The sequence below is a fragment of the Olleya sp. YS genome (assembly GCF_029760915.1).
GTDB lineage: Bacteria > Bacteroidota > Bacteroidia > Flavobacteriales > Flavobacteriaceae > Olleya.
The window spans coordinates 2986144-3005012 of sequence record NZ_CP121685.1 but is presented as its reverse complement, the minus strand read 5'-3'; the positions used below and the strand labels follow the sequence as shown (position 1 = coordinate 3005012).

Annotated in this window: 21 protein-coding genes; 14 read left to right on the top strand and 7 right to left on the bottom strand. The window is 31.1% G+C overall.

What is annotated here, in order from left to right:
• Nucleotides 1-192 precede the first annotated feature (192 nt).
• Nucleotides 193-591 carry a thioesterase family protein gene (locus Ollyesu_RS13605; RefSeq protein WP_279303078.1) on the top strand — a complete coding sequence of 133 codons (399 nt, stop codon included), beginning with the start codon at nucleotides 193-195 and terminating at the stop codon, nucleotides 589-591.
• Here Ollyesu_RS13605 and Ollyesu_RS13600 read toward each other — a convergent pair.
• Genes Ollyesu_RS13600 through Ollyesu_RS13580 form a run of 5 tightly spaced genes read right to left on the bottom strand, consistent with a single transcriptional unit; the run spans nucleotide 588 to nucleotide 4111 of the window.
• Nucleotides 588-1205, bottom strand: a complete 618-nt coding sequence (locus Ollyesu_RS13600; RefSeq protein WP_279301766.1) for a YigZ family protein — start codon at nucleotides 1203-1205, stop codon at nucleotides 588-590. The genes Ollyesu_RS13605 and Ollyesu_RS13600 overlap by 4 nt on opposite strands.
• Nucleotides 1206-1209: 4 nt before the next feature.
• Nucleotides 1210-2070 (bottom strand): EamA/RhaT family transporter, encoded by an 861-nt coding sequence (locus Ollyesu_RS13595; RefSeq protein WP_279301765.1) that lies wholly within the window; start codon nucleotides 2068-2070, stop codon nucleotides 1210-1212.
• Nucleotides 2070-2681 carry an HAD family phosphatase gene (locus Ollyesu_RS13590; RefSeq protein ID WP_279301764.1) on the bottom strand — a complete coding sequence of 204 codons (612 nt, stop codon included), beginning with the start codon at nucleotides 2679-2681 and terminating at the stop codon, nucleotides 2070-2072. The genes Ollyesu_RS13595 and Ollyesu_RS13590 overlap by 1 nt, the downstream gene beginning before the upstream one ends.
• On the bottom strand, nucleotides 2674-3654 hold the full coding sequence (ribD, locus tag Ollyesu_RS13585) for a bifunctional diaminohydroxyphosphoribosylaminopyrimidine deaminase/5-amino-6-(5-phosphoribosylamino)uracil reductase RibD (RefSeq protein ID WP_279301763.1): 981 nt from the start codon (nucleotides 3652-3654) through the stop codon (nucleotides 2674-2676). Before ribD ends, Ollyesu_RS13590 begins: the two co-directional genes overlap by 8 nt.
• Before the next feature lies 1 nt (nucleotide 3655).
• A complete protein-coding gene (locus Ollyesu_RS13580; protein WP_279301762.1) occupies nucleotides 3656-4111 on the bottom strand; it encodes a hypothetical protein in 456 nt (151 codons plus the stop codon).
• A gap of 65 nt (nucleotides 4112-4176) precedes the next feature.
• On the opposite strand from Ollyesu_RS13580, the gene Ollyesu_RS13575 reads away from it, so the two are divergent.
• The 5 genes from Ollyesu_RS13575 to Ollyesu_RS13555 all read left to right on the top strand — a co-directional run bounded on the left by Ollyesu_RS13575 (nucleotide 4177) and on the right by Ollyesu_RS13555 (nucleotide 9585).
• On the top strand, nucleotides 4177-4668 hold the full coding sequence (locus Ollyesu_RS13575; RefSeq protein WP_279301761.1) for a GNAT family N-acetyltransferase: 492 nt from the start codon (nucleotides 4177-4179) through the stop codon (nucleotides 4666-4668).
• Nucleotides 4665-5537, top strand: a complete 873-nt coding sequence (gene prmC, locus Ollyesu_RS13570; RefSeq protein WP_279301760.1) for a peptide chain release factor N(5)-glutamine methyltransferase — start codon at nucleotides 4665-4667, stop codon at nucleotides 5535-5537. Before Ollyesu_RS13575 ends, prmC begins: the two co-directional genes overlap by 4 nt.
• The gene (locus tag Ollyesu_RS13565; RefSeq protein WP_279301759.1) at nucleotides 5537-6763 is read left to right on the top strand and encodes a hypothetical protein; all 1227 of its coding nucleotides are present in this window, start codon (nucleotides 5537-5539) and stop codon (nucleotides 6761-6763) included. Before prmC ends, Ollyesu_RS13565 begins: the two co-directional genes overlap by 1 nt.
• 23 nt (nucleotides 6764-6786) lie before the next feature.
• Nucleotides 6787-8781: an NAD-dependent DNA ligase LigA gene (ligA, locus tag Ollyesu_RS13560; RefSeq protein WP_279301758.1), complete on the top strand. Its 1995-nt coding sequence runs from the start codon at nucleotides 6787-6789 to the stop codon at nucleotides 8779-8781.
• An 81-nt stretch (nucleotides 8782-8862) separates the two neighbouring features.
• On the top strand, nucleotides 8863-9585 hold the full coding sequence (locus tag Ollyesu_RS13555; RefSeq protein ID WP_279301757.1) for a hypothetical protein: 723 nt from the start codon (nucleotides 8863-8865) through the stop codon (nucleotides 9583-9585).
• 2 nt (nucleotides 9586-9587) lie between these two features.
• On the opposite strand, the gene Ollyesu_RS13550 is transcribed toward Ollyesu_RS13555, so the two are convergent.
• Nucleotides 9588-10505 carry a metallophosphatase gene (locus Ollyesu_RS13550; protein WP_279301756.1) on the bottom strand — a complete coding sequence of 306 codons (918 nt, stop codon included), beginning with the start codon at nucleotides 10503-10505 and terminating at the stop codon, nucleotides 9588-9590.
• Nucleotides 10506-10514: 9 nt separating this feature from the next.
• Nucleotides 10515-11201 (bottom strand): 5'-nucleotidase C-terminal domain-containing protein, encoded by a 687-nt coding sequence (locus Ollyesu_RS13545; protein ID WP_347567255.1) that lies wholly within the window; start codon nucleotides 11199-11201, stop codon nucleotides 10515-10517.
• A 144-nt stretch (nucleotides 11202-11345) separates the two neighbouring features.
• On the opposite strand from Ollyesu_RS13545, the gene Ollyesu_RS13540 reads away from it, so the two are divergent.
• The 8 genes from Ollyesu_RS13540 (at nucleotide 11346) to Ollyesu_RS13505 (ending at nucleotide 18713) form a co-directional block, all read left to right on the top strand.
• Nucleotides 11346-11873, top strand: coding sequence for a hypothetical protein (locus Ollyesu_RS13540; protein WP_279301754.1), 528 nt, complete (start codon nucleotides 11346-11348; stop codon nucleotides 11871-11873).
• Nucleotides 11866-12753, top strand: coding sequence for a 4-hydroxy-tetrahydrodipicolinate synthase (dapA, locus tag Ollyesu_RS13535; protein WP_279301753.1), 888 nt, complete (start codon nucleotides 11866-11868; stop codon nucleotides 12751-12753). The genes Ollyesu_RS13540 and dapA overlap by 8 nt, the downstream gene beginning before the upstream one ends.
• Before the next feature lie 108 nt (nucleotides 12754-12861).
• The gene (bamD, locus tag Ollyesu_RS13530) at nucleotides 12862-13662 is read left to right on the top strand and encodes an outer membrane protein assembly factor BamD (protein WP_279301752.1); all 801 of its coding nucleotides are present in this window, start codon (nucleotides 12862-12864) and stop codon (nucleotides 13660-13662) included.
• 6 nt (nucleotides 13663-13668) lie between these two features.
• Entirely contained in the window at nucleotides 13669-13998 is a 330-nt protein-coding gene (locus Ollyesu_RS13525; protein WP_279301751.1) for a DNA-directed RNA polymerase subunit omega, read from the top strand.
• Nucleotides 13999-14002: 4 nt separating this feature from the next.
• Nucleotides 14003-15214, top strand: a complete 1212-nt coding sequence (gene coaBC / locus Ollyesu_RS13520) for a bifunctional phosphopantothenoylcysteine decarboxylase/phosphopantothenate--cysteine ligase CoaBC (RefSeq protein ID WP_279301750.1) — start codon at nucleotides 14003-14005, stop codon at nucleotides 15212-15214.
• Entirely contained in the window at nucleotides 15207-16094 is an 888-nt protein-coding gene (locus Ollyesu_RS13515; protein WP_279301749.1) for a DUF4835 family protein, read from the top strand. Before coaBC ends, Ollyesu_RS13515 begins: the two co-directional genes overlap by 8 nt.
• A 37-nt stretch (nucleotides 16095-16131) precedes the next feature.
• Entirely contained in the window at nucleotides 16132-17784 is a 1653-nt protein-coding gene (recN, locus tag Ollyesu_RS13510) for a DNA repair protein RecN (protein ID WP_279301748.1), read from the top strand.
• Nucleotides 17785-17888: 104 nt separating this feature from the next.
• Nucleotides 17889-18713: an SDR family oxidoreductase gene (locus Ollyesu_RS13505; protein WP_279301747.1), complete on the top strand. Its 825-nt coding sequence runs from the start codon at nucleotides 17889-17891 to the stop codon at nucleotides 18711-18713.
• Nucleotides 18714-18869 lie beyond the last annotated feature (156 nt).

The window sequence follows — 18869 nt, the reverse complement described above, 5'->3', positions numbered from 1 at the left end:
GTTAATATTAAAAGATATTTTTAAGTTAGTTATTTTGTCTCAAAAATAGCGATAAGAGACCTCTGTTTGTTAGCTTGGCAAATATGTGAACAAAAAACGTAAAAAAAAAATCATTTACTATTGAATTTTTAGTTTTTTTTTCTCATGTTGGTTAACGTTTCGAAACTACAAAAAAAAAATAAGAAAATGGGTATAAAACAGGATGAAATTGAAATAAGAGTAAGATATGCAGAAACAGACCAAATGGGAGTTGTTCATCACGGAAATTACGCATTATATCTAGAACTTGCTAGAATAGAATGGTTGCGTAAGTTGGGTATATCTTATAAAAAAATGGAAAAAGAAGGAATTGCGCTTCCTGTAGTGTCGTTATCTATAAATTTCAAAAAATCAGCTTTTTACGACGACCTAATTAAAGTAAAAACCCAACTAAAAAAATCGCCTACTGCTCTGGTCGAATTTGAGTATGAAATACTGAATGATTTGCAACAAATTCTGTGTACTGCAAATGTAGTTTTAGCATTTGTAGATATTAATACAAAAAAGCCAACAAGACCACCTCAATATTTTTTAGAGGCTTTAAAAAATTAATAATCTGTTTTCTTAATAGTTACTTTGTAAATTGATTCAAAAATAGAATAGATTTTTTCTGCATCTTTTTTTCTAACTGAAATAGTGATTTGACAGTCCAATTCTAATTTTTGGTCTATTATGTTTAAGTTTTTTTCTTTAATAACGCGCATGACTTTGTTTATCACTTCATAATCACAAGTAATAATATAGTCAATATTAATAGTGAGTTCTACAATTTTTGAGGCCTCTAAAGCTAACTGAGCTCCAGTACGATACGCATTAATTAAACCTCCAACGCCTAATTTTACACCTCCAAAATAACGCACAACAACCACTAATATGTCAGTTACTTCAAACGATTGGATTTGCCCATAAATTGGTAGTCCTGCACTATTGCTAGGTTCGCCATCATCATTGGCTCTGTAAGCTATTGTGGTTTTTTCTTTTCCTATTTGGTAAGCGTAACAAAAATGTCCTGCTTTAGGATGTTGCTGTTTTAAATCTTCAAGATGCTGTTTAATGTCATCTTCTATACTTATAGGAAAAGCATAGCTAAAAAATTTAGAATTTTTGTCTTTGTGTAAGACCTCTTCTGAAGATTTGATAATTGTCTTGTAGGTATCGTTTTCCATAAGTCTAAGCTAAAGTTACTAGAATTATAGAAATAATGGCAATGCTAATTCCTATCCAGTTTTTTAGAGACAATTTTTCTTTAAATAACAATAAGCCTATTACAGTGGATAACATGACAATAGCAACATTATTGACAGTAAAAATGGTCGAACTTTCAAAGTGTTCTGCATTTAAAGCTTTTAATAAAGTATAAATGGAGTAGTAGTTGACAATTCCTAATACAACTCCTGCTATGATGCTTTTAGAGTCAAAAACATAAGTATTTTGTATCGCTTTCGCAGAAAGCAAGCCAACTCCAATACAACCTGCTATTAAAAAAATGGTAGCAGAAAAAATAGGAATACCATTATCTGCCAAATAGGTTGTTTCAATATATTTTATGGAAGTGTCTATAGTACCAGACCCTAAAAATAAAATGATAGGTAACCATAAACCTTTGTAAGAGAAGGTTTTTGATTTTACTTTGACTGAAGCTAAGTAAACTGCAACTAATGCTAAAATAATACCTAGTCCTTTTTGCCATCCTAAACTTTCATTATACACAAAAAGTCCAAAAATTATTGGAATTACTACACTCATTTTACTTGCAACAGAAGCAACAGATAAACCGTTACGCTGTGCTGTTAATGCCATGACATTAAATATGGTAATAAATAAAATACCCAAGCCAATTGCTCCAAAAAACCATTTTGAGGAAATTATTTCTGAAACAACTACAGTAGAATCATAACTTAAAACGCCTAAAGTAAATGCGGTAAAGTAGTTGACCACAATAGTTTGTAAGGTGTTAACATTACGCTTGCCAATAGTTTTAAAAATGACAAAAATTAATGTCGAAGCACAAATACTAAGTAGTAAATACATTAAAATAGATCTTTTTTAATGGTAAACAAATCAATAATGTCTTCAGTCTTTGGGTTATTGTTCCAAACGTGAATACCTAATTTATTGGCAGTTTCAGTATTTTCTTTTGTATCATCAATAAATAAACAGTCTTTTGGATTTAAATTATTTTCATCTAAAACAAACTGAAAAATATCTGCGTTTGGTTTGCGTAGAATGATTTCATGAGACAGATAAAATTGATCAAAACACGCTTTAAATTCTTCGTAAAACGGAATATATTCTTTGATATGATTAATGTGCAACTCGTTAGTGTTACTTAATAATATAAGTTGGTACTGTTTGTCTTTAGCTAATTGTTGTATAAACTCTAATCGTTTAGGTGGAAAATCGCAGATAATATAATTCCAAGCTTCAATAATATCTTTTTTAGATAATTTAGGAAAGTTATTAAGGTAAAAATCTAAAAACTCGTTGGTGTCAATCAATCCTTGTTCGTAAAAGGCATTAAAAGCGATAAGTTCTTCAGATAATTCATCCAATTCAAATAGCTCCAATGCATTAGTCATTGCGCCTTCTTTATCTAAATTGATAAACACATCTCCAAAATCGAAGATTATGGTTTTAATCATTAGTATATAGTTTTAAAGTGTCTTGTTTTATGTGTTGTTCAGAAGCTAATTTACCAGAAAAGACAGGCGTTTTTATACCTTCTTTAAAAGTAACAGGTCCAGTAAAAACACGTGCTTCATCCCAAAGCCCTTCGTTGATAAAAAGTTGTAAGGTTTTACTTCCGCCTTCAATAATTATGGAGTTAATATTGGCATTGTATAATGTGTCACAAATGAGTTTGGCAGTGTTTTCTTTCAAAATAATGGTTTCTGCTTCAGAATCAAATACTGTAAAATTACGATTTAGTGTATCATGTTTATCCAAAACCACTCTAACAGGATTGTAACCTATCCAATCTCTTACTGTTAAACTAGGATTGTCCTCCAAAACAGTATTAGTTCCAACTAAAATGGCTTGTTCTTCAGCACGCCATTTATGCACTAATTGACGTGAGTATAGATTTGTTATCCAAACTGGCTTTTTTTCATCTTTAAAACTAGGTGCTATAAAACCATCTTTAGTTTCTGCCCATTTTAATATAACGTAAGGACGTTTTTTATTATGAAATGTAAAAAACCGTTTGTGGTGCGCTTTACAGTCAGCTTCTAAAACGCCAACAGTGACATTGCAACCTGCTTCTTTTAACTTTTTAATGCCTTGTCCTGCAACTTCTGGATTATCATCTATACAACCAATAACTACATTTGGTATGTTATACTGTATAATTAAATCGCTACAAGGTGGTGTTTTACCAAAATGGCTACAAGGCTCTAAAGTCACATAAATAGTTGCTGTTTTTAAAAGGGATTGATCTTTTACAGATTGTATGGCATTGACCTCTGCATGATTACCACCATACGGACTAGTAAAGCCTTCTCCAATAATGGTGTTATTGTGTACTATAGCACAACCAACCATAGGATTTGGGCGAGTAGTACCTAATCCATTTTTAGCAATTTGTAAACAACGTGTTATGTAATATTCGTGAGACAATTTATAGCTTTATTTTAACGTCTTCGGTTCTGTCAATATGATATTTTCTTGAAAACCCAAGGATTTTATATTTGATATCACCAACATATTGGACTTTCATTTTTTTATTTATAAAACTACCTAATAAACTGCTTAGGCTTTTATTGCTTAATAAACTATCAATTGGGATACTTGCTTGTAATGGAATAGAAAACTCTTTATTTGCTGGAACTTTAAAGCTTTTGGCAGTGACTGAGGTTAACTCGTTGTCATTCACTAATACTTTAATACCATCTGTTTCCAATTCACCTCCAATATTATTAGGATTCAAGAAAAAAGCATCTGCGGTAATCGTAATATATTTTGGAGAAGTTTCAGTAATTTTAATATTCTCAACCTTAATAAATTCTGGAGTTTCTCTAACCTTACAGCTAAAAAAAGTGAACAATAATGTTAATAAGATTAGTGTGTTTTTCATTATGACATTTTTAGATTTAATGTATCTTGAACCTCTAAAATATGAAGCAAAAATACTATTTATAAGTGAGTAATGCTATTATTGAAATAAGAGAAATACAGCCACAAGATAATCCTCAAATGGAAGCTATTATACGTGAGGTTTTTATTGAATATGGTTTGCCTTTAGTAGGTACAGCTTATGCAGATGAAGAAACACCGAAAATGTACCAATCTTATGCTAAACACAATGAAGCCTACTACGTTGTGACTATAGATGGAGTTATTGAAGGAGGAGGTGGATTAAAGCCTTTAAACGGAATGGAAGATGAGGTGTTTGAAATACAAAAAATGTATTTTTCTAATCGCTTACGCGGAAAAGGTTTTGGTAAGAAACTATTCGAAAAATGTCTTAACAAAGGACAATCATTAGGTTTTAAACAAGCCTATCTAGAAACTATCCCAAAATTAAAAGAAGCTATACATATTTATGAAAGTTATGGATTTACCCATTTAAATGCTCCTTTAGGCCAAACTGGACATTTTAACTGTGGAGTTTGGATGATAAAAACACTATGAGATTAACAGATTTAAAAAACATTTTTCATAACGAATTAGATGCTATTTATGGAAAAGACGAGGTGCAGTCCTTTTTTTTTATATTAACTCAAGCTTACTATAAATACAGTCGATTAGATTTGGCTTTACATCCTGACCTTGCAATCACCAAACAGGAGCAAGAACCTATTTTTAAGGCTTTAGACCTTTTAAAGCACCATAAACCCATACAATACATAATAGGTGAAACCGAGTTCTACGGTTTACCATTTAAAGTAAATGAGCATACACTAATACCTCGTCCCGAAACGGAAGAATTAGTAGACTTAATTATATCAAATGTCACTTCAAGCACAGTCGATAAGTCTCTTAAGATATTAGATATTGGTACAGGAAGTGGTTGTATTGCTATAAGTTTAGCTAAACATTTATCAACCAGTTCTGTTTTTGCGCTAGATGTTTCCGCGAAAGCGTTAGAAAAAGCAAGCGAAAACGCTACGTTAAATAACGTAGAAGTACAATTTATAGAAGCCAATATATTAAATAAGTCAAATTGGGATTTAAATTTTAATGACTTGAAATTTGACATCATAGTATCCAATCCACCATACGTAAGACACCAAGAGAAAACACAAATGCAACCAAATGTATTAAATAACGAGCCTCATTTAGCGTTGTTTGTAGAGGATGATAATCCGTTGCTATTTTACAAAGCTATAACTGATTTTGCTGTTAAAAACTTAACGCCTAAAGGCGAATTATATTTTGAAATTAATGAATATCTTGGTCAGGAGATGATACAGCTTTTAGAAAACCATGGTTTTAAAGATGTCCAATTAAAGCAGGATATGTTTGGAAAAGATAGAATGATAATAGGAACTAAAAATTAATGAAGCAATTCTTGTACATAATAATTTTACTATTAAATTTTTCATGCAAAAAGGAAAAAAATAATAGTGTTGAATTAAATAGTGACAAGCAAGAGAGTATTGCAATAAAAGATACCGTTAAACTAGATAATAATAGAGGCTCAAATCCAATTTACAAATCGGTAGAGCTGGCAAAAAATGACAAAGATTCTATTTTTAAATGGATTGCACCAAAGGAATTTTCAAAATTAGATAGAAGAACTGTTAAAGCAAAAAGCGGACTTCTTATTAGAGATTCGTTAGGTAATAAAATTGGTAAATTAGATTTTGGTGAAGTGATATATATTTTAAATTACTCAAAAGATTCCACAACAATAGTAGATAATAGTAATGTCATAAAAGGACGTACTGCCAAAATAGTGACTAAATGGAGTTATGAAAGTATTAAAGTTAGTGACAACAAATACAAACACAATTGGTATGTTTTAAAAGATAATATAGGCTTTATATTTGATGGCTTTTTGTACGAAAACAGTCAAAATACCAATGATAATACTATTTATAAATATGGTTATTTGGTGTTAGGAGAGAAAGGAGAAGATTCTAAAATTGACTTACAAAAAGTGTTAGAAATTAAGAAAATAGATTTTGAAAAATATAAGAACCAAATACTAGATAAACAAAAAATTACACCAATAGAAGCACCAAAAAAAATAGACGGAACCATTACACTATCTTTTGAAAATGGAGAACATTTAATTTTAAAAGATACAACTTATCACTCAGAATATAATCCAACAAAAAGCTTTAATGTATTTCATCATAGGGACTTTCCTAATAGTTATATGGTCTCAGAAAATATGTTTTTTATGCCAAATACTCATACTGAAATTAGCATAAAAAATGGAGATACTTTAAATACATTTAATGGCTATCCTTATGTTTCTCCCAATAAAAAATATGTAATATTAGTAACTCATGATCTAACAGAATGTTATCATGATACTTATTTTGAAGTACATAAAAAAAGCATAGATAATTCTTACACACGTTTAATAAGCTTTACACCAGAATCATGGTCCTATCCATTTAAAAAAAATAATAGTGCAGGTATGGATGATATTTTTTCGTTGTATTGGTTAGATGATGATGAGTTTATAATAAATGTGGTCAATTATGTTGGTGAGTGTTACAATCCTGAAAAACTTTCTAAACCCTATTTTTTAAAATTTAAAATAAAAATATAATATTTAGAGTATTATAATTTAATATGAGCATACAACAAAAAATAAACACTTTAAGAGATCAGTTACGTCAACATAACTACAACTACTACGTTTTAGACAATCCAACTATAAGCGATTACGAGTTTGACCAAAAGTTAAAAGAGCTTCAGGCGCTAGAAGAGGAGCATCCAGAATTTTTTGATGCCAATTCGCCAACAGTAAGAGTTGGAGGAGAAGTGACTAAAAACTTTAACACAGTGGTGCATAAACACCGTATGTATAGTTTAGATAATTCATATTCTCTTGAAGATTTAAAAGATTGGGAAACCCGAGTGAAGAAACAAGTGGACGGAAAGATAGAGTATGTATGCGAGCTTAAATATGATGGTGCTTCTATAAATTTGACGTACAAAAACGGAAAGTTGTTTAATGCTGTGACTAGAGGTGATGGTTTTCAAGGTGATGAGGTAACTGCAAATATTAAAACTATAAACTCTGTTCCTTTACAGTTAAAAGGTAACTATCCTGAAGAATTTGAAATTAGAGGCGAAATTATTTTACCATTCGATGGATTTAATTTAATGAATGAAGAGCGCATCGCTAATGGTGAAGAGCCATATAAAAACCCTAGAAACACTGCGTCTGGAAGCTTAAAACTACAAGATAGTGCAGAGGTGGCAAAACGACCTTTAGACTGTTTATTGTATGGATTAGTTGGTAATAATTTTAACTTTAAAACACACTTTGATAGTTTAGAAGAAGCACGACAAATGGGATTTAAAGTGCCTACTGAAGCCAAATTATGCGATAGCATAGATCAAGTTTTTGAGTTTATAAACTACTGGGACAAAGCAAGACACGATTTACCTTATGAGACTGATGGAGTAGTGGTTAAAGTTAATAGCTTGTACCAGCAAGAAGAGTTAGGATTTACTGCTAAAGCACCACGTTGGGCAATAGCCTATAAGTTTAAAGCAGAACAAGTTAGTACTGTTTTAAAAGAGATAACCTATCAAGTAGGTCGTACAGGAGCTATTACACCAGTTGCTAATTTAGAACCAGTAGAGTTAGCTGGTACAGTAGTAAAACGTGCCTCATTACACAATGCAGACCAAATTGAAAAACTTGATATTAGAATTAATGATACCGTTTTTGTAGAAAAAGGAGGGGAAATTATACCTAAAATTATTGCTGTAGATTTATCTCAAAGACCAGCAGATTCTCAACCAACCCAATACATTACTAATTGTCCAGAGTGTGATACAGAGCTACAACGTGAAGTCGGTGAAGCCAAACACTTTTGTCCTAATTATAATGGTTGTAACCCACAAATTATAGGACGTATTCAGCATTTTATTTCGCGAAAAGCAATGGATATTGAAGGTTTAGGTGGAGAAACCGTTACGCTGTTAGTCAATGAAGGATTAATTACAAATTATGCAGATTTATACGTGCTTACAAAAGAGCAAGTCCTTCCTTTAGAGCGTATGGCAGAAAAAAGTGCAGATAATTTAATTGCAGGAATTGAAGCGTCTAAACAAATTCCGTTTGAACGTGTGTTATTTGCTTTGGGTATTCGATTTGTGGGTGAAACGGTTGCCAAAACTCTTGCAAAACATTATAAAAGTATCGATGCTTTGGCATTTGCATCTGTTTTAGACCTTGAACAAGTTAACGAGATAGGAATTAGAATTGCAGAAAGTGTTGTCGATTTCTTTTCGGATGAAAACAATCAGAAAATCATAAATAGACTAAAATCTTATGGTTTGCAGCTAGAATTATCTGCAGAAACATTAGCTAATCAAACCGATAGGTTAAAAGGAAACATCATTGTTGTGTCTGGTGTGTTTCATTCTTTATCCAGAACAGAGCTTAAAAAACTTATTGAGGATAATGGCGGAAAAGTGTCGTCTTCAATTTCTTCCAAAACCAGTTTTATTGTTGCAGGAGATAATATGGGACCAAGTAAAAAAGAGAAAGCAGAGAAGCTTAATATTGAGATGATTACTGAAGAAGACTTTTTGAGTAAACTGAAATAGCATTGCATTTCATCGATTAAATACATATTTACACGTTTAATTGCATTTTAATTCTATATTTGTAATCCCAAATCTTAGAAAATGAAATTAACGAAGTTCAATATTGTATCGACACTTTTAATAATTCTTGTGGTACTTACAATGGTTGGAAGACTGTTTAATGTTCCAGAATTGTCCAATTATGCATGGATAACAATTTTTCCATTTTTTGCTTATTTGTATTATGGACAAGCCAAACAAAAAAATCATTTTTTTGGGTTTTTTCTGTTAAGTTTTTCAATAGCAGAAATACTTAAAATAGTCTTTAAGGGTAATCAATTATTGTCCTATCATTGTTCTAACACATTGATAATTGCTGCCTATTTATCATTAGTTATCTTTCTTGTAAAAGATATAAACTTAAGGTTGTTAGTTAAAGAATTTAAATTGCATTTAATAGTATTAACTGTTTTTAATACATATATTATTTATGCTTTAAATCAAATGATTATGCAAGATGAGACGCTTGTAGTTAATACCTTAGATTTTGCAATGGAAGTGACTTATAATGTATTAATTTTATTGGTGTTATCGCTTTCGTTAGTACATTATTTATACCACGAAACTAAGCATGGATTATTGTTATTTTTAGCTAGTGTGTGTATTGTATTTTCAGAAATGGTACAAGTAGCTTATTTGTTTATTTCATCAGAACAACTGTTACAAATCACATATTCCATATTAATGGGTATTGGGTTTTACTTTTTGTATGTGTATATAAAAATGAAATATTTAGCCATACAAAAACAAGCTAAATTAGCTTAAACTTAAACTATTATTGAAGTACCTTCAGCTTTTTTAGTGCTGTCAGGCTCAAAGTAAAAATCTATTTTACCAAGATTTATACCATAACATCCCACTTGATTTACTAAAACATTTTTACCTTCACTATTTTGTGCTACTGTAGGTTTTGGTAAAAACGTATGCGTATGTCCACCAATTATAAGATCTATGTCTTTAGTCGCTTTGGCTAAATTTAAATCGCTAATTTTCTCTGGAAACTTACTATAGTAATATCCTAAATGTGACAAACAGATAATTAAATCGCATTGTTCTTCTGTTTTTAAAACTCGTGTCATCTCTTGGGCAGATTCAATAGGGTCTAGATATTCTGTTTCTTTATACATGTTTTTATCAACCAAGCCCTGTAGTTTAATACCTAATCCAAATACACCTATTTTAATTCCATCTTTTTTAAAGACTTGATATGGTTTAACATGGGTGTCCATAATGGTGTTTGAAAAATCATAATTAGCAGATACAAAGTTAAAACTAGCATGTGGAAGTTGGGCGTATAACCCGTCTATACCATTATCAAAATCATGGTTTCCAATAGTTGCTACATCATATTTAAGCTTACTCATTAATTTAAATTCCAATTCACCTCCATAATAATTAAAGTAAGGTGTTCCTTGAAAAATATCTCCTGCATCCAATAATAAAGTGTTTGGGTTATTGGCTCTGATCTTTTCAATTAAAGTGGCACGCCTTGCAACACCTCCTTGATTTGCATTACGTCCATCTTCTGGTCCAAACACATCGATATGGCTATGCACATCATTTGTATGCAGAATAGTGATTTTTTTAGTTTTTGTTGAAGTGGCAAACGATTGTAATCCATAACCACCAACTGTAATTAAAGCAGTAGCAGCTGTTGCTTGTTGTATAAAGTCTCTACGTTTCATTAGGTTGGGTTATTTAATTTGGATAAATCTATCGTCAATTACGGGTTTAATAGTATCTACTTTTTTGAAGTAGTCTAATAAGGCATTTCGTATTTTATAGTCTAAAACATGTACACTATCATTCACTTGAAAAAACCGCATGCGATCACCACCATTATATAAATAATCGTTAGTTGCCACATGATACACTTTATCTTTTTCAATTTTTTGTCCATTAATTAATGCTTCTTTAACACTAAAATCTTTATCTAAAGTTAATTTTAAACCTTGTATGGGATGTGCACGTTTAGCTTTACTTAAATAATTAGTTAAACTATCTATCTGTTGTCCTTTAAGTTCTACAACTACAATGCTATTTTCAAAAGGCATAACTTCAAAAGCGGTTCTGGTAGTAATGTTTCCTTTAGATATAATAGCTCTAATTCCACCGTGATTAAGTAAAACCATATCTATGTCATTGCCTGTACGTTTTTTATAAATCGGATTACTTTGTTCAAAAACAGCATCTGCCATCAAGTTACCTATAGCTGTATTAAACTCACCATCTGTTTTACTGTAGGTGTCAGGTGCATAAGATAATATGGCTTCCATATCTTTATTTATACTTTCTCTATAAGGTTTGATGTAGGCATCGATAGCATCATCCAATACTATTGAATCATTTATATTGATTTGCCGACCTTCAATCTTACTCAAAGCATAAGGTTCCTGCTTACAAGATGTTATAACAACAAAACAAAGTAAGAAGATATAGTGTTTTAAATTCATATTTAAAGTTGAATATTTTAAAGTCAATATTTAGTTACAATCACTACATTTGTAGCAAAGGAATAAAGATAAATGATTTTAAAAGGATTTAAAGAAAAATCTAATAAAAAGTATATTAACAAATGTGTAAACAATAGGGTTGTAGCTACTAATAATGATACTATAAAACGTGTAGGTGTTTTAGTGGATAATAAGGAATTTTCTGATTTAGAATGGATTAATAGTTTGATAAATGAATTAAATGTTAATCAAAACAACATTAAAATTTTATCTCTTTTTAATAATAAAAAAGAAGAAACCTCTGTTTATAACAATACCTTTTCTGAAAAAGAGTTAGGTTGGAAAGGTCACTTTAAAAGTCAAGTGGTAAAAGATTTTGTATCAACACAATTTGATTTACTTATTAATTTTTATGAAACCAATACTTTGGCCTTACAAGTAGCCTCAGCAACTACAAATGCACAATTAAAAGTAGGGATAAACAATGCAAACCAAAAAATAAACGATTTAATTATTGAAACTACAATTAAAGACAAAGCAATATTTAAATCAGAATTAATAAAATACCTAAACATTTTAAACAAAATAAGTAATGAATAACCCTTTTTTAGGCACAGGAATAGCAATTGTGACTCCATTTAAAGCTGATTTATCAGTAGATTTTCAAGCGTTAGAAAATATCGTGGAGTACAATATTAATAATGGTATTGACTATATAGTCATTAGTGGAACTACTGGTGAGAGTGTAACAGTTACCAAACAAGAAAAAAAGGAGATAATACAAGTTATAAGTCAGGTAAATAAAGGACGTTTGCCTTTAGTGTTAGGTATTGGAGGTAACAATACTTCAGCAGTCATTGAAGAAATTAAAGCAACAGACTTATCTAAATTTGCAGGTATTTTATCTGTTTCGCCTTATTACAGCAAACCAACACAAGAAGGTTTGTATCAACATTTTAAAGCTATAGCAGAGGTGTGTCCAGTTCCAATTATATTATATAATGTACCAGGAAGAACCTCTAAAAACATGTTGCCAGAGACCACCTTGCGTTTAGCTAGAGACTTTGAAAATATAGTAGCAGTAAAAGAAGCTGGTAATAATGTAGCGCAATATTTAGAATTGTTAAGAGATAAACCAGAAGATTTTTCTGTTATTTCTGGAGATGACGATTTAGCATTAGGAGTAGTATTAGCAGGTGGAGCAGGAGTAATTTCTGTTATTGGACAAGGTTTGCCTAAAGCGTTTTCAACCATGATTAATTTAGGTCTAGAAGGTAAAGCTAAAGAAGCTTATGCACTGCATTTTAAAATGATGGACATCATTAATTTAATTTTTGAAGAAAATAATCCAGCAGGTATAAAAGCAGTATTAAGTAACTTAAATCTTTGTGATAAAATAGTAAGATTACCTTTAGTTCCTGTAACAGATCAATTACAAACTAAGATTGATAATTTTATGGCTCATTTTTCTAAAAGTTAAATTATACTTAAACCTATGTCAAACTTGATTTCTTCAATTAAATTAGCAATCAAATTATATTTTTAAAATCCATTTAAATAGCGTATTTTTGCGCTTCGTTTAAAATTTATGAAGAATTTATTTTACATCTTAATTACTTTTTTAGTATTCACCTCTTGTAACGAGTATCAAAAGGCCTTAAAGTCTGAAGACGTTGCAGTTAAATTTAAAATGGGAGAACAACTGTATAAAGACGGTAAATACAACAAAGCCAGTCGTTTATTTACACAGATTGTACCTGCTTACAGAGGAAAGCCTCAAGCTGAGAAATTAATGTATTTAGATGCAGATTGTTATTTTCACACAGGACAACATTATTTGGCTGGTTATAGATTTGAGCGTTTTGCAACCTCTTATCCAAGAAGTGAAAAATTAGAAGAAGCCTTATATAAAAGTGCCATAAGTTACGCTGAGTTATCTCCTGTATACTCAAAAGAACAGCACGAAACCAATCATGCTTTAGAAAAATTACAATTATTTGCTAACTTATATCCAGAGTCTCAGTACATGCCTGAAATTAACGAGTTGGTAAAAGAGTTGCAATTTAAATTAGAGATGAAAGCCTACAGTATTGCTAAGCAGTATAATCATATAGCAGATTACAAAGCGGCTATAAGCTCGTTTAATAATTTTATTGCAGATTTTCCAGGTACAACACTGCGTGAAAATGCTGCTTACTACAGATTTGACTCGGCTTATCAATTAGCAATTAAAAGTGTAGAATACAAAAAAGAAGAACGCTTAAACTCAGCGATATCATATTACAACGCTTTCAAAAAATCTTATCCAGCTTCAGAATATACTGAAAATGCAGAAAAGATGGTGGAAGATTTAAAACAACAATTACAACAATACAGTACCAAAAGCTAATATATTATGGATTTAAAAAAAATCGACGCTCCATTAACAACAACTACTTATAATAGAAACGAAGTAGATGCACCAACCAACAACATCTACGAAGCTATTTCGGTTATATCTAGAAGAGCAGAGCAAATCAATTCTGAAATTAAAAAAGAATTAATTGAAAAGCTGGAAGAGTTTGCAACGTATAACGATAGCTTAGAAGAAATTTTTGAAAACAAAGAGCAAATCGAGGTGTCTAAATTTTACGAAAAATTACCTAAACCTCATGCTTTAGCAGTGCAAGAGTGGTTAGATGATAAAATCTACCACAGAAACACAGAGCAAGATAACCAAGACTAAAACTATGTCTGTATTAAGTGGCAAAAATATACTATTAGGCATTAGTGCTGGTATAGCTGCTTACAAGACTGCTACATTAGTTAGGGCATTTATAAAAGCAGGTGCTAACGTAAAAGTTGTGATGACACCTGCTTCTAAGGATTTTGTAACTCCGCTTACACTATCTACACTTTCCAAAAACCCAGTACATTCAACTTTTACCAATGACGATGATGATAATGCTATGTGGAATAACCATGTAGAGTTAGGTCTTTGGGCAGATTATTTTGTTATTGCACCAGCTACAGCTAATACCTTGTCTAAAATGGCAAATGGTACTTGCGATAATTTATTATTAGCAACTTACTTGTCTGCAAAATGCAAAGTGTATTTTGCACCAGCTATGGACTTGGATATGTATAAACATCCTTCATCTATAGCTTCATTTAGTAAATTAAAAAGTTTTGGTAATATAATGATTCCTGCCACTTCAGGCGAGTTGGCTAGCGGATTGATTGGGCAAGGTCGTATGGCAGAGCCAGAAGATATTGTTGATTTTATAGAACAAGATATCATTGATGGATTACCTTTAAAAGACAAAACGGTACTAATTACAGCTGGCCCAACGTATGAAGCTATAGATCCTGTTAGATTTATTGGCAATCATTCTTCAGGAAAAATGGGATTTGAATTAGCTAAAACTGCTGCAAGCTTAGGTGCTACAGTTATATTAATAACTGGTCCAACACATCAAACAGTTAATCATAACTTAATTACAGTAGTTCCAGTTACAAGCGCTCAAGAGATGTATGAAGCTGCTCATCTTCATTTTAATAATTCTGATATAGCAATTTTATCTGCAGCAGTAGCAGATTATAAGCCCAAAAATATAGCTACTCAGAAAATAAAAAAGAAAGAGTCTACGTTAACTTTAGAGCTAGAAAAAACTAAAGACATATTAGCGTCTTTAGGTCAAATAAAAACTAATCAGTTTTTAGTTGGCTTTGCTTTAGAGACTAATAACGAATTAGAACATGCAAAATTGAAACTAAAAAAGAAGAATTTAGATTTAATTGTTTTAAATTCGTTAAACGACAAAGGTGCTGGTTTTAAATCAGACACCAATAAAGTAACTTTAATTAATAAAGAAGAACAAGAAACAGTTTATAAGTTAAAATCTAAGACAGAAGTAGCTGCTGATATTTTTAATACGATAATAAAAACAATACATGCGTAATCTATTAATACTTTTTTTATTTTGTTTATCTGTGTCTTTACAAGCACAGGAGTTAAATGCTACTGTAGTCGTTAATGCACAACAAACTGGTGATGAAAATTTACAGCAATTTAAAACCTTAGAAAAACAATTAAAAGAATTTATTTCTAGTACTAAATGGACTAACAAAACAGTTAAACCACAAGAGCGTATAGATTGTAATTTTGTAATTAATATAAGTGAATATTCTGGTAATAGTTATAAAGCCACATTGCAAGTACAGTCGTCTAGACCTGTATTTGGTGCAAGCTACACAACGCCTGTTTATAATGTAAACGATAAGGATTTTACTTTTGATTATGTCGAGTTTCAGCAATTGATTTACAATCCTACACAATATGCATCAAACTTAATCTCAGTATTAGCATTTCATATACACATGATATTAGGCATGGATGCAGAATCTTTTGAAAAAGAAGGAGGAGATGATTATTTTAGGCAAGCACAGAACATTGTCAACTTCTCACAACAAGAAAATTATTCTGGATGGAAATTAGAAGATGGTTTACAAAGCAGATTTGCTTTAATAGATAATTTATTATCGCCAACTTTTAAAGAGTTTAGATCTGTAATGTACAATTATCACAGACGTGGTCTAGATATTATGAGCGATAACCAGAAAGATGCCAAAAACGAAATTGCTATTGCACTAGGATATTTTAAAGATATGAATAGAAGACGTCCAAACTCTTACTTGTTACGTGTATTTTTCGATGCTAAAGCAGAAGAGATTGAACAAATATTTTCTGATGGACCAAGTGTAGATATTGCAGAATTGGTAGACACTTTAAATAAAGTAGCACCAATGCATTCTTCTAAATGGAGAAACATTAAATTTTAGAACTATTTTTTTAGTGACTCACTAACTAATCAAACTAATGCTTACTGGACTAACCATAAAAAACTACGCGTTAATAGATCAGCTTCAGGTTAGCTTTAATGATGGTTTTACCATTATTACTGGAGAAACTGGAGCAGGTAAGTCAATACTTTTAGGCGGTTTATCTTTAATATTAGGAAAACGTGCAGACTTATCAAGTTTACGAGATCCAGAAACTAAATGTATTATTGAAGCGACTTTTGATGTTTCTAAATATAAATTACAACCGTTATTTAAGTCTGAAGATTTAGACTATGAGTCACTAACCATCATTAGACGCGAGATTTTACCATCTGGTAAATCTAGAGCTTTTGTTAACGATTCTCCTGTAAATTTATCTAGTCTACAGTTATTAGGAGCGCATCTTATAGATATCCACTCGCAACACGAAACATTACAGTTAGTTGATGATGCATTTCAATTTCAAGTTATTGACGCATTAGCTAATACTGAAGTTAATTTAGAGACGTACTCACTTCATTTAAAACAGTATAAAGCGCTACAAAAACAGCTAAAAGAATTAAAACAGTTTCAAGCAGAGGCTATTAAAGAACATGACTATAATTCATTTTTATTAAGTGAATTAACAGCTGCTAACTTAAGAACAGGCGAACTCCAAAGCTTAGAAGAAGAGTATGAAGTTTTAAATAATGTAGAAGCTATTCAGCAAAAGTTAGAAGAAACCAACGTTTTGTTAAGTGAAGAGCAAATAGGCGTATTAACTAACTTAAGAACAATTAAAATAGCACTACAAAAATTAACCACTATTTCTGCTAATTATCAACCTATCTTAGACCGAGTTGCCAGTAGTTTAATAGAATTGGATGATGTTTTGGTGGATATAGAGCGTTTTCAAGAAGCTTTAGATGCAGATCCAAACAGGTTAGAAGAAGTAAATACCAAATTGTCTACGTTAAATAACTTGATGCAGAAGCATTTGGTAAATTCTGTAGACGAATTATTAGAAATAAAAGAAAAGCTATCTAAAAAAGTTGAAGCAACAGAAAGTGTAGACGAAGATATTTTAGAAAAAGAGCAAGAGATTAATTCTGTTAAGCACCTTTTAAATAAAGAAGCAAAAAACATTACTGAAAAACGAAATAAAGCTATACCAGAATTAAAAAAGCAATTAGAAACTATTTTGAGTCAACTAGGTATGCCAAATGCACAATTTGATATTAGTTTAAATGTTGCAAAAGAGTTTCTGTATAATGGAAAAGATAATTTAAATTTCTTATTTTCAGCAAATAAAGGTGGACAATTTAATCAGCTTAAAAAAGCTGCTTCAGGCGGAGAATTATCTAGAATTATGTTAGCCATAAAATTTATTCTTTCAAAATATGTCAAATTACCAAGTATTATGTTTGACGAAATTGATACTGGTGTCTCAGGCGAGATTTCTAATAAAATGGCAAGTATCATGTCGCAAATGAGTACTAAAATGCAAGTGTTTAGTATCACACATTTACCACAAATTGCTGCTAAAGGTAATACGCATTTTAAAGTTTATAAAGAAGATGTAAATGAAGTTACAACTACTAATTTAGTTAAATTAAATTATGACCAGCGTGTTGTAGAACTAGCACAAATGCTTGGAGGTGCTCAATTGTCAGATTCTGCAATAGCACATGCTAAACAATTACTGAATTGACTTGTCATTCCTACGAAAGCAGGTATCTCATCAATTTATTTTGAATTTAATACTATCTTTGAACTATAATTAAATAAACTAAACGGACAAACAACTTATACATTATGTCATACAACTTACTAAAAGGAAAACGAGGAATCATATTTGGCGCATTAGACGAAAACTCAATAGCATGGAAAACCGCAGAACGTGTACATGAAGAAGGAGGAACTTTTGTGCTAACCAATGCTCCTGTAGCCATGCGTATGGGTCAAATAGATGCTTTAGCCTCAAAAACAGGATCACACATAATTCCAGCAGATGCAACTTCTTTAGAAGATTTAGAGAACTTAGTAACAAAATCAGTGGAGTTATTAGGCGGTAAACTAGATTTTGTATTACATTCTATTGGTATGTCTATTAATGTTAGAAAAGGAAAACATTACACAGACCAAAATTATGACTGGACTCAAAAAGGAACCGATGTGTCTGCAATGTCTTTTCATAAAACAATGCAAACATTATATAAGCATGATGCAATGAATGAATGGGGAAGTATCGTTGCATTAACCTATATGGCAGCACAACGTGTATTTCCTGATTATAATGATATGGCAGATAATAAAGCCTACTTAGAAAGCATTGCACGTAGTTTTGGATATTTCTTTGGAAGAGATAAAAAAGTACGTGTTAATACCATATCTCAATCTCCAACACCTACTACTGCAGGAAGTGGAGTAAAAGGATTTGATGGATTTATCGCTTACGCTGAAAAAATGTCGCCTTTAGGAAATGCTACAGCTATGGATTGTGCTAACTACACAGTATCTTTGTTTAGCGATTTAACTAAACGGGTTACACTACAAAATTTATACAATGATGGAGGCTTTAGTAACATGGGAGTTAGTGATGCAGTGATGGATGCTTTTGTAGAGTCAGAAAGTAAATAACAATTTAGTAACAAATACCTGAAAGCCTTACGATATTCGTAAGGCTTTTTTTTTGCCATATTTAATCAATAGATTATGTTTTGTATTGTAGAAAAATCTTACACTCAAATAGTTGTGTTTTTTTGTTAAATTAATTAACACTTAAACCTTTTTATT

Excerpts from the sequence above, each read along its gene's own strand:
- Ollyesu_RS13525 (WP_279301751.1), top strand. The coding sequence starts at position 13,669 with ATGGATTTAAAAAAAATCGACGCTCCATTAACAACAACTACTTATAAT.
- coaBC (WP_279301750.1), top strand. The coding sequence starts at position 14,003 with ATGTCTGTATTAAGTGGCAAAAATATACTATTAGGCATTAGTGCTGGT.
- bamD (WP_279301752.1), top strand. The coding sequence starts at position 12,862 with ATGAAGAATTTATTTTACATCTTAATTACTTTTTTAGTATTCACCTCT.
- Ollyesu_RS13590 (WP_279301764.1), bottom strand. The coding sequence starts at position 2,681 with ATGATTAAAACCATAATCTTCGATTTTGGAGATGTGTTTATCAATTTA.
- Ollyesu_RS13540 (WP_279301754.1), top strand. The coding sequence starts at position 11,346 with ATGATTTTAAAAGGATTTAAAGAAAAATCTAATAAAAAGTATATTAAC.
- Ollyesu_RS13550 (WP_279301756.1), bottom strand. The coding sequence starts at position 10,505 with ATGAAACGTAGAGACTTTATACAACAAGCAACAGCTGCTACTGCTTTA.
- prmC (WP_279301760.1), top strand. The coding sequence starts at position 4,665 with ATGAGATTAACAGATTTAAAAAACATTTTTCATAACGAATTAGATGCT.
- dapA (WP_279301753.1), top strand. The coding sequence starts at position 11,866 with ATGAATAACCCTTTTTTAGGCACAGGAATAGCAATTGTGACTCCATTT.
- Ollyesu_RS13580 (WP_279301762.1), bottom strand. The coding sequence starts at position 4,111 with ATGAAAAACACACTAATCTTATTAACATTATTGTTCACTTTTTTTAGC.
- Ollyesu_RS13595 (WP_279301765.1), bottom strand. The coding sequence starts at position 2,070 with ATGTATTTACTACTTAGTATTTGTGCTTCGACATTAATTTTTGTCATT.
- Ollyesu_RS13505 (WP_279301747.1), top strand. The coding sequence starts at position 17,889 with ATGTCATACAACTTACTAAAAGGAAAACGAGGAATCATATTTGGCGCA.
- Ollyesu_RS13600 (WP_279301766.1), bottom strand. The coding sequence starts at position 1,205 with ATGGAAAACGATACCTACAAGACAATTATCAAATCTTCAGAAGAGGTC.
- ligA (WP_279301758.1), top strand. The coding sequence starts at position 6,787 with ATGAGCATACAACAAAAAATAAACACTTTAAGAGATCAGTTACGTCAA.
- Ollyesu_RS13515 (WP_279301749.1), top strand. The coding sequence starts at position 15,207 with ATGCGTAATCTATTAATACTTTTTTTATTTTGTTTATCTGTGTCTTTA.
- recN (WP_279301748.1), top strand. The coding sequence starts at position 16,132 with ATGCTTACTGGACTAACCATAAAAAACTACGCGTTAATAGATCAGCTT.
- Ollyesu_RS13565 (WP_279301759.1), top strand. The coding sequence starts at position 5,537 with ATGAAGCAATTCTTGTACATAATAATTTTACTATTAAATTTTTCATGC.
- Ollyesu_RS13555 (WP_279301757.1), top strand. The coding sequence starts at position 8,863 with ATGAAATTAACGAAGTTCAATATTGTATCGACACTTTTAATAATTCTT.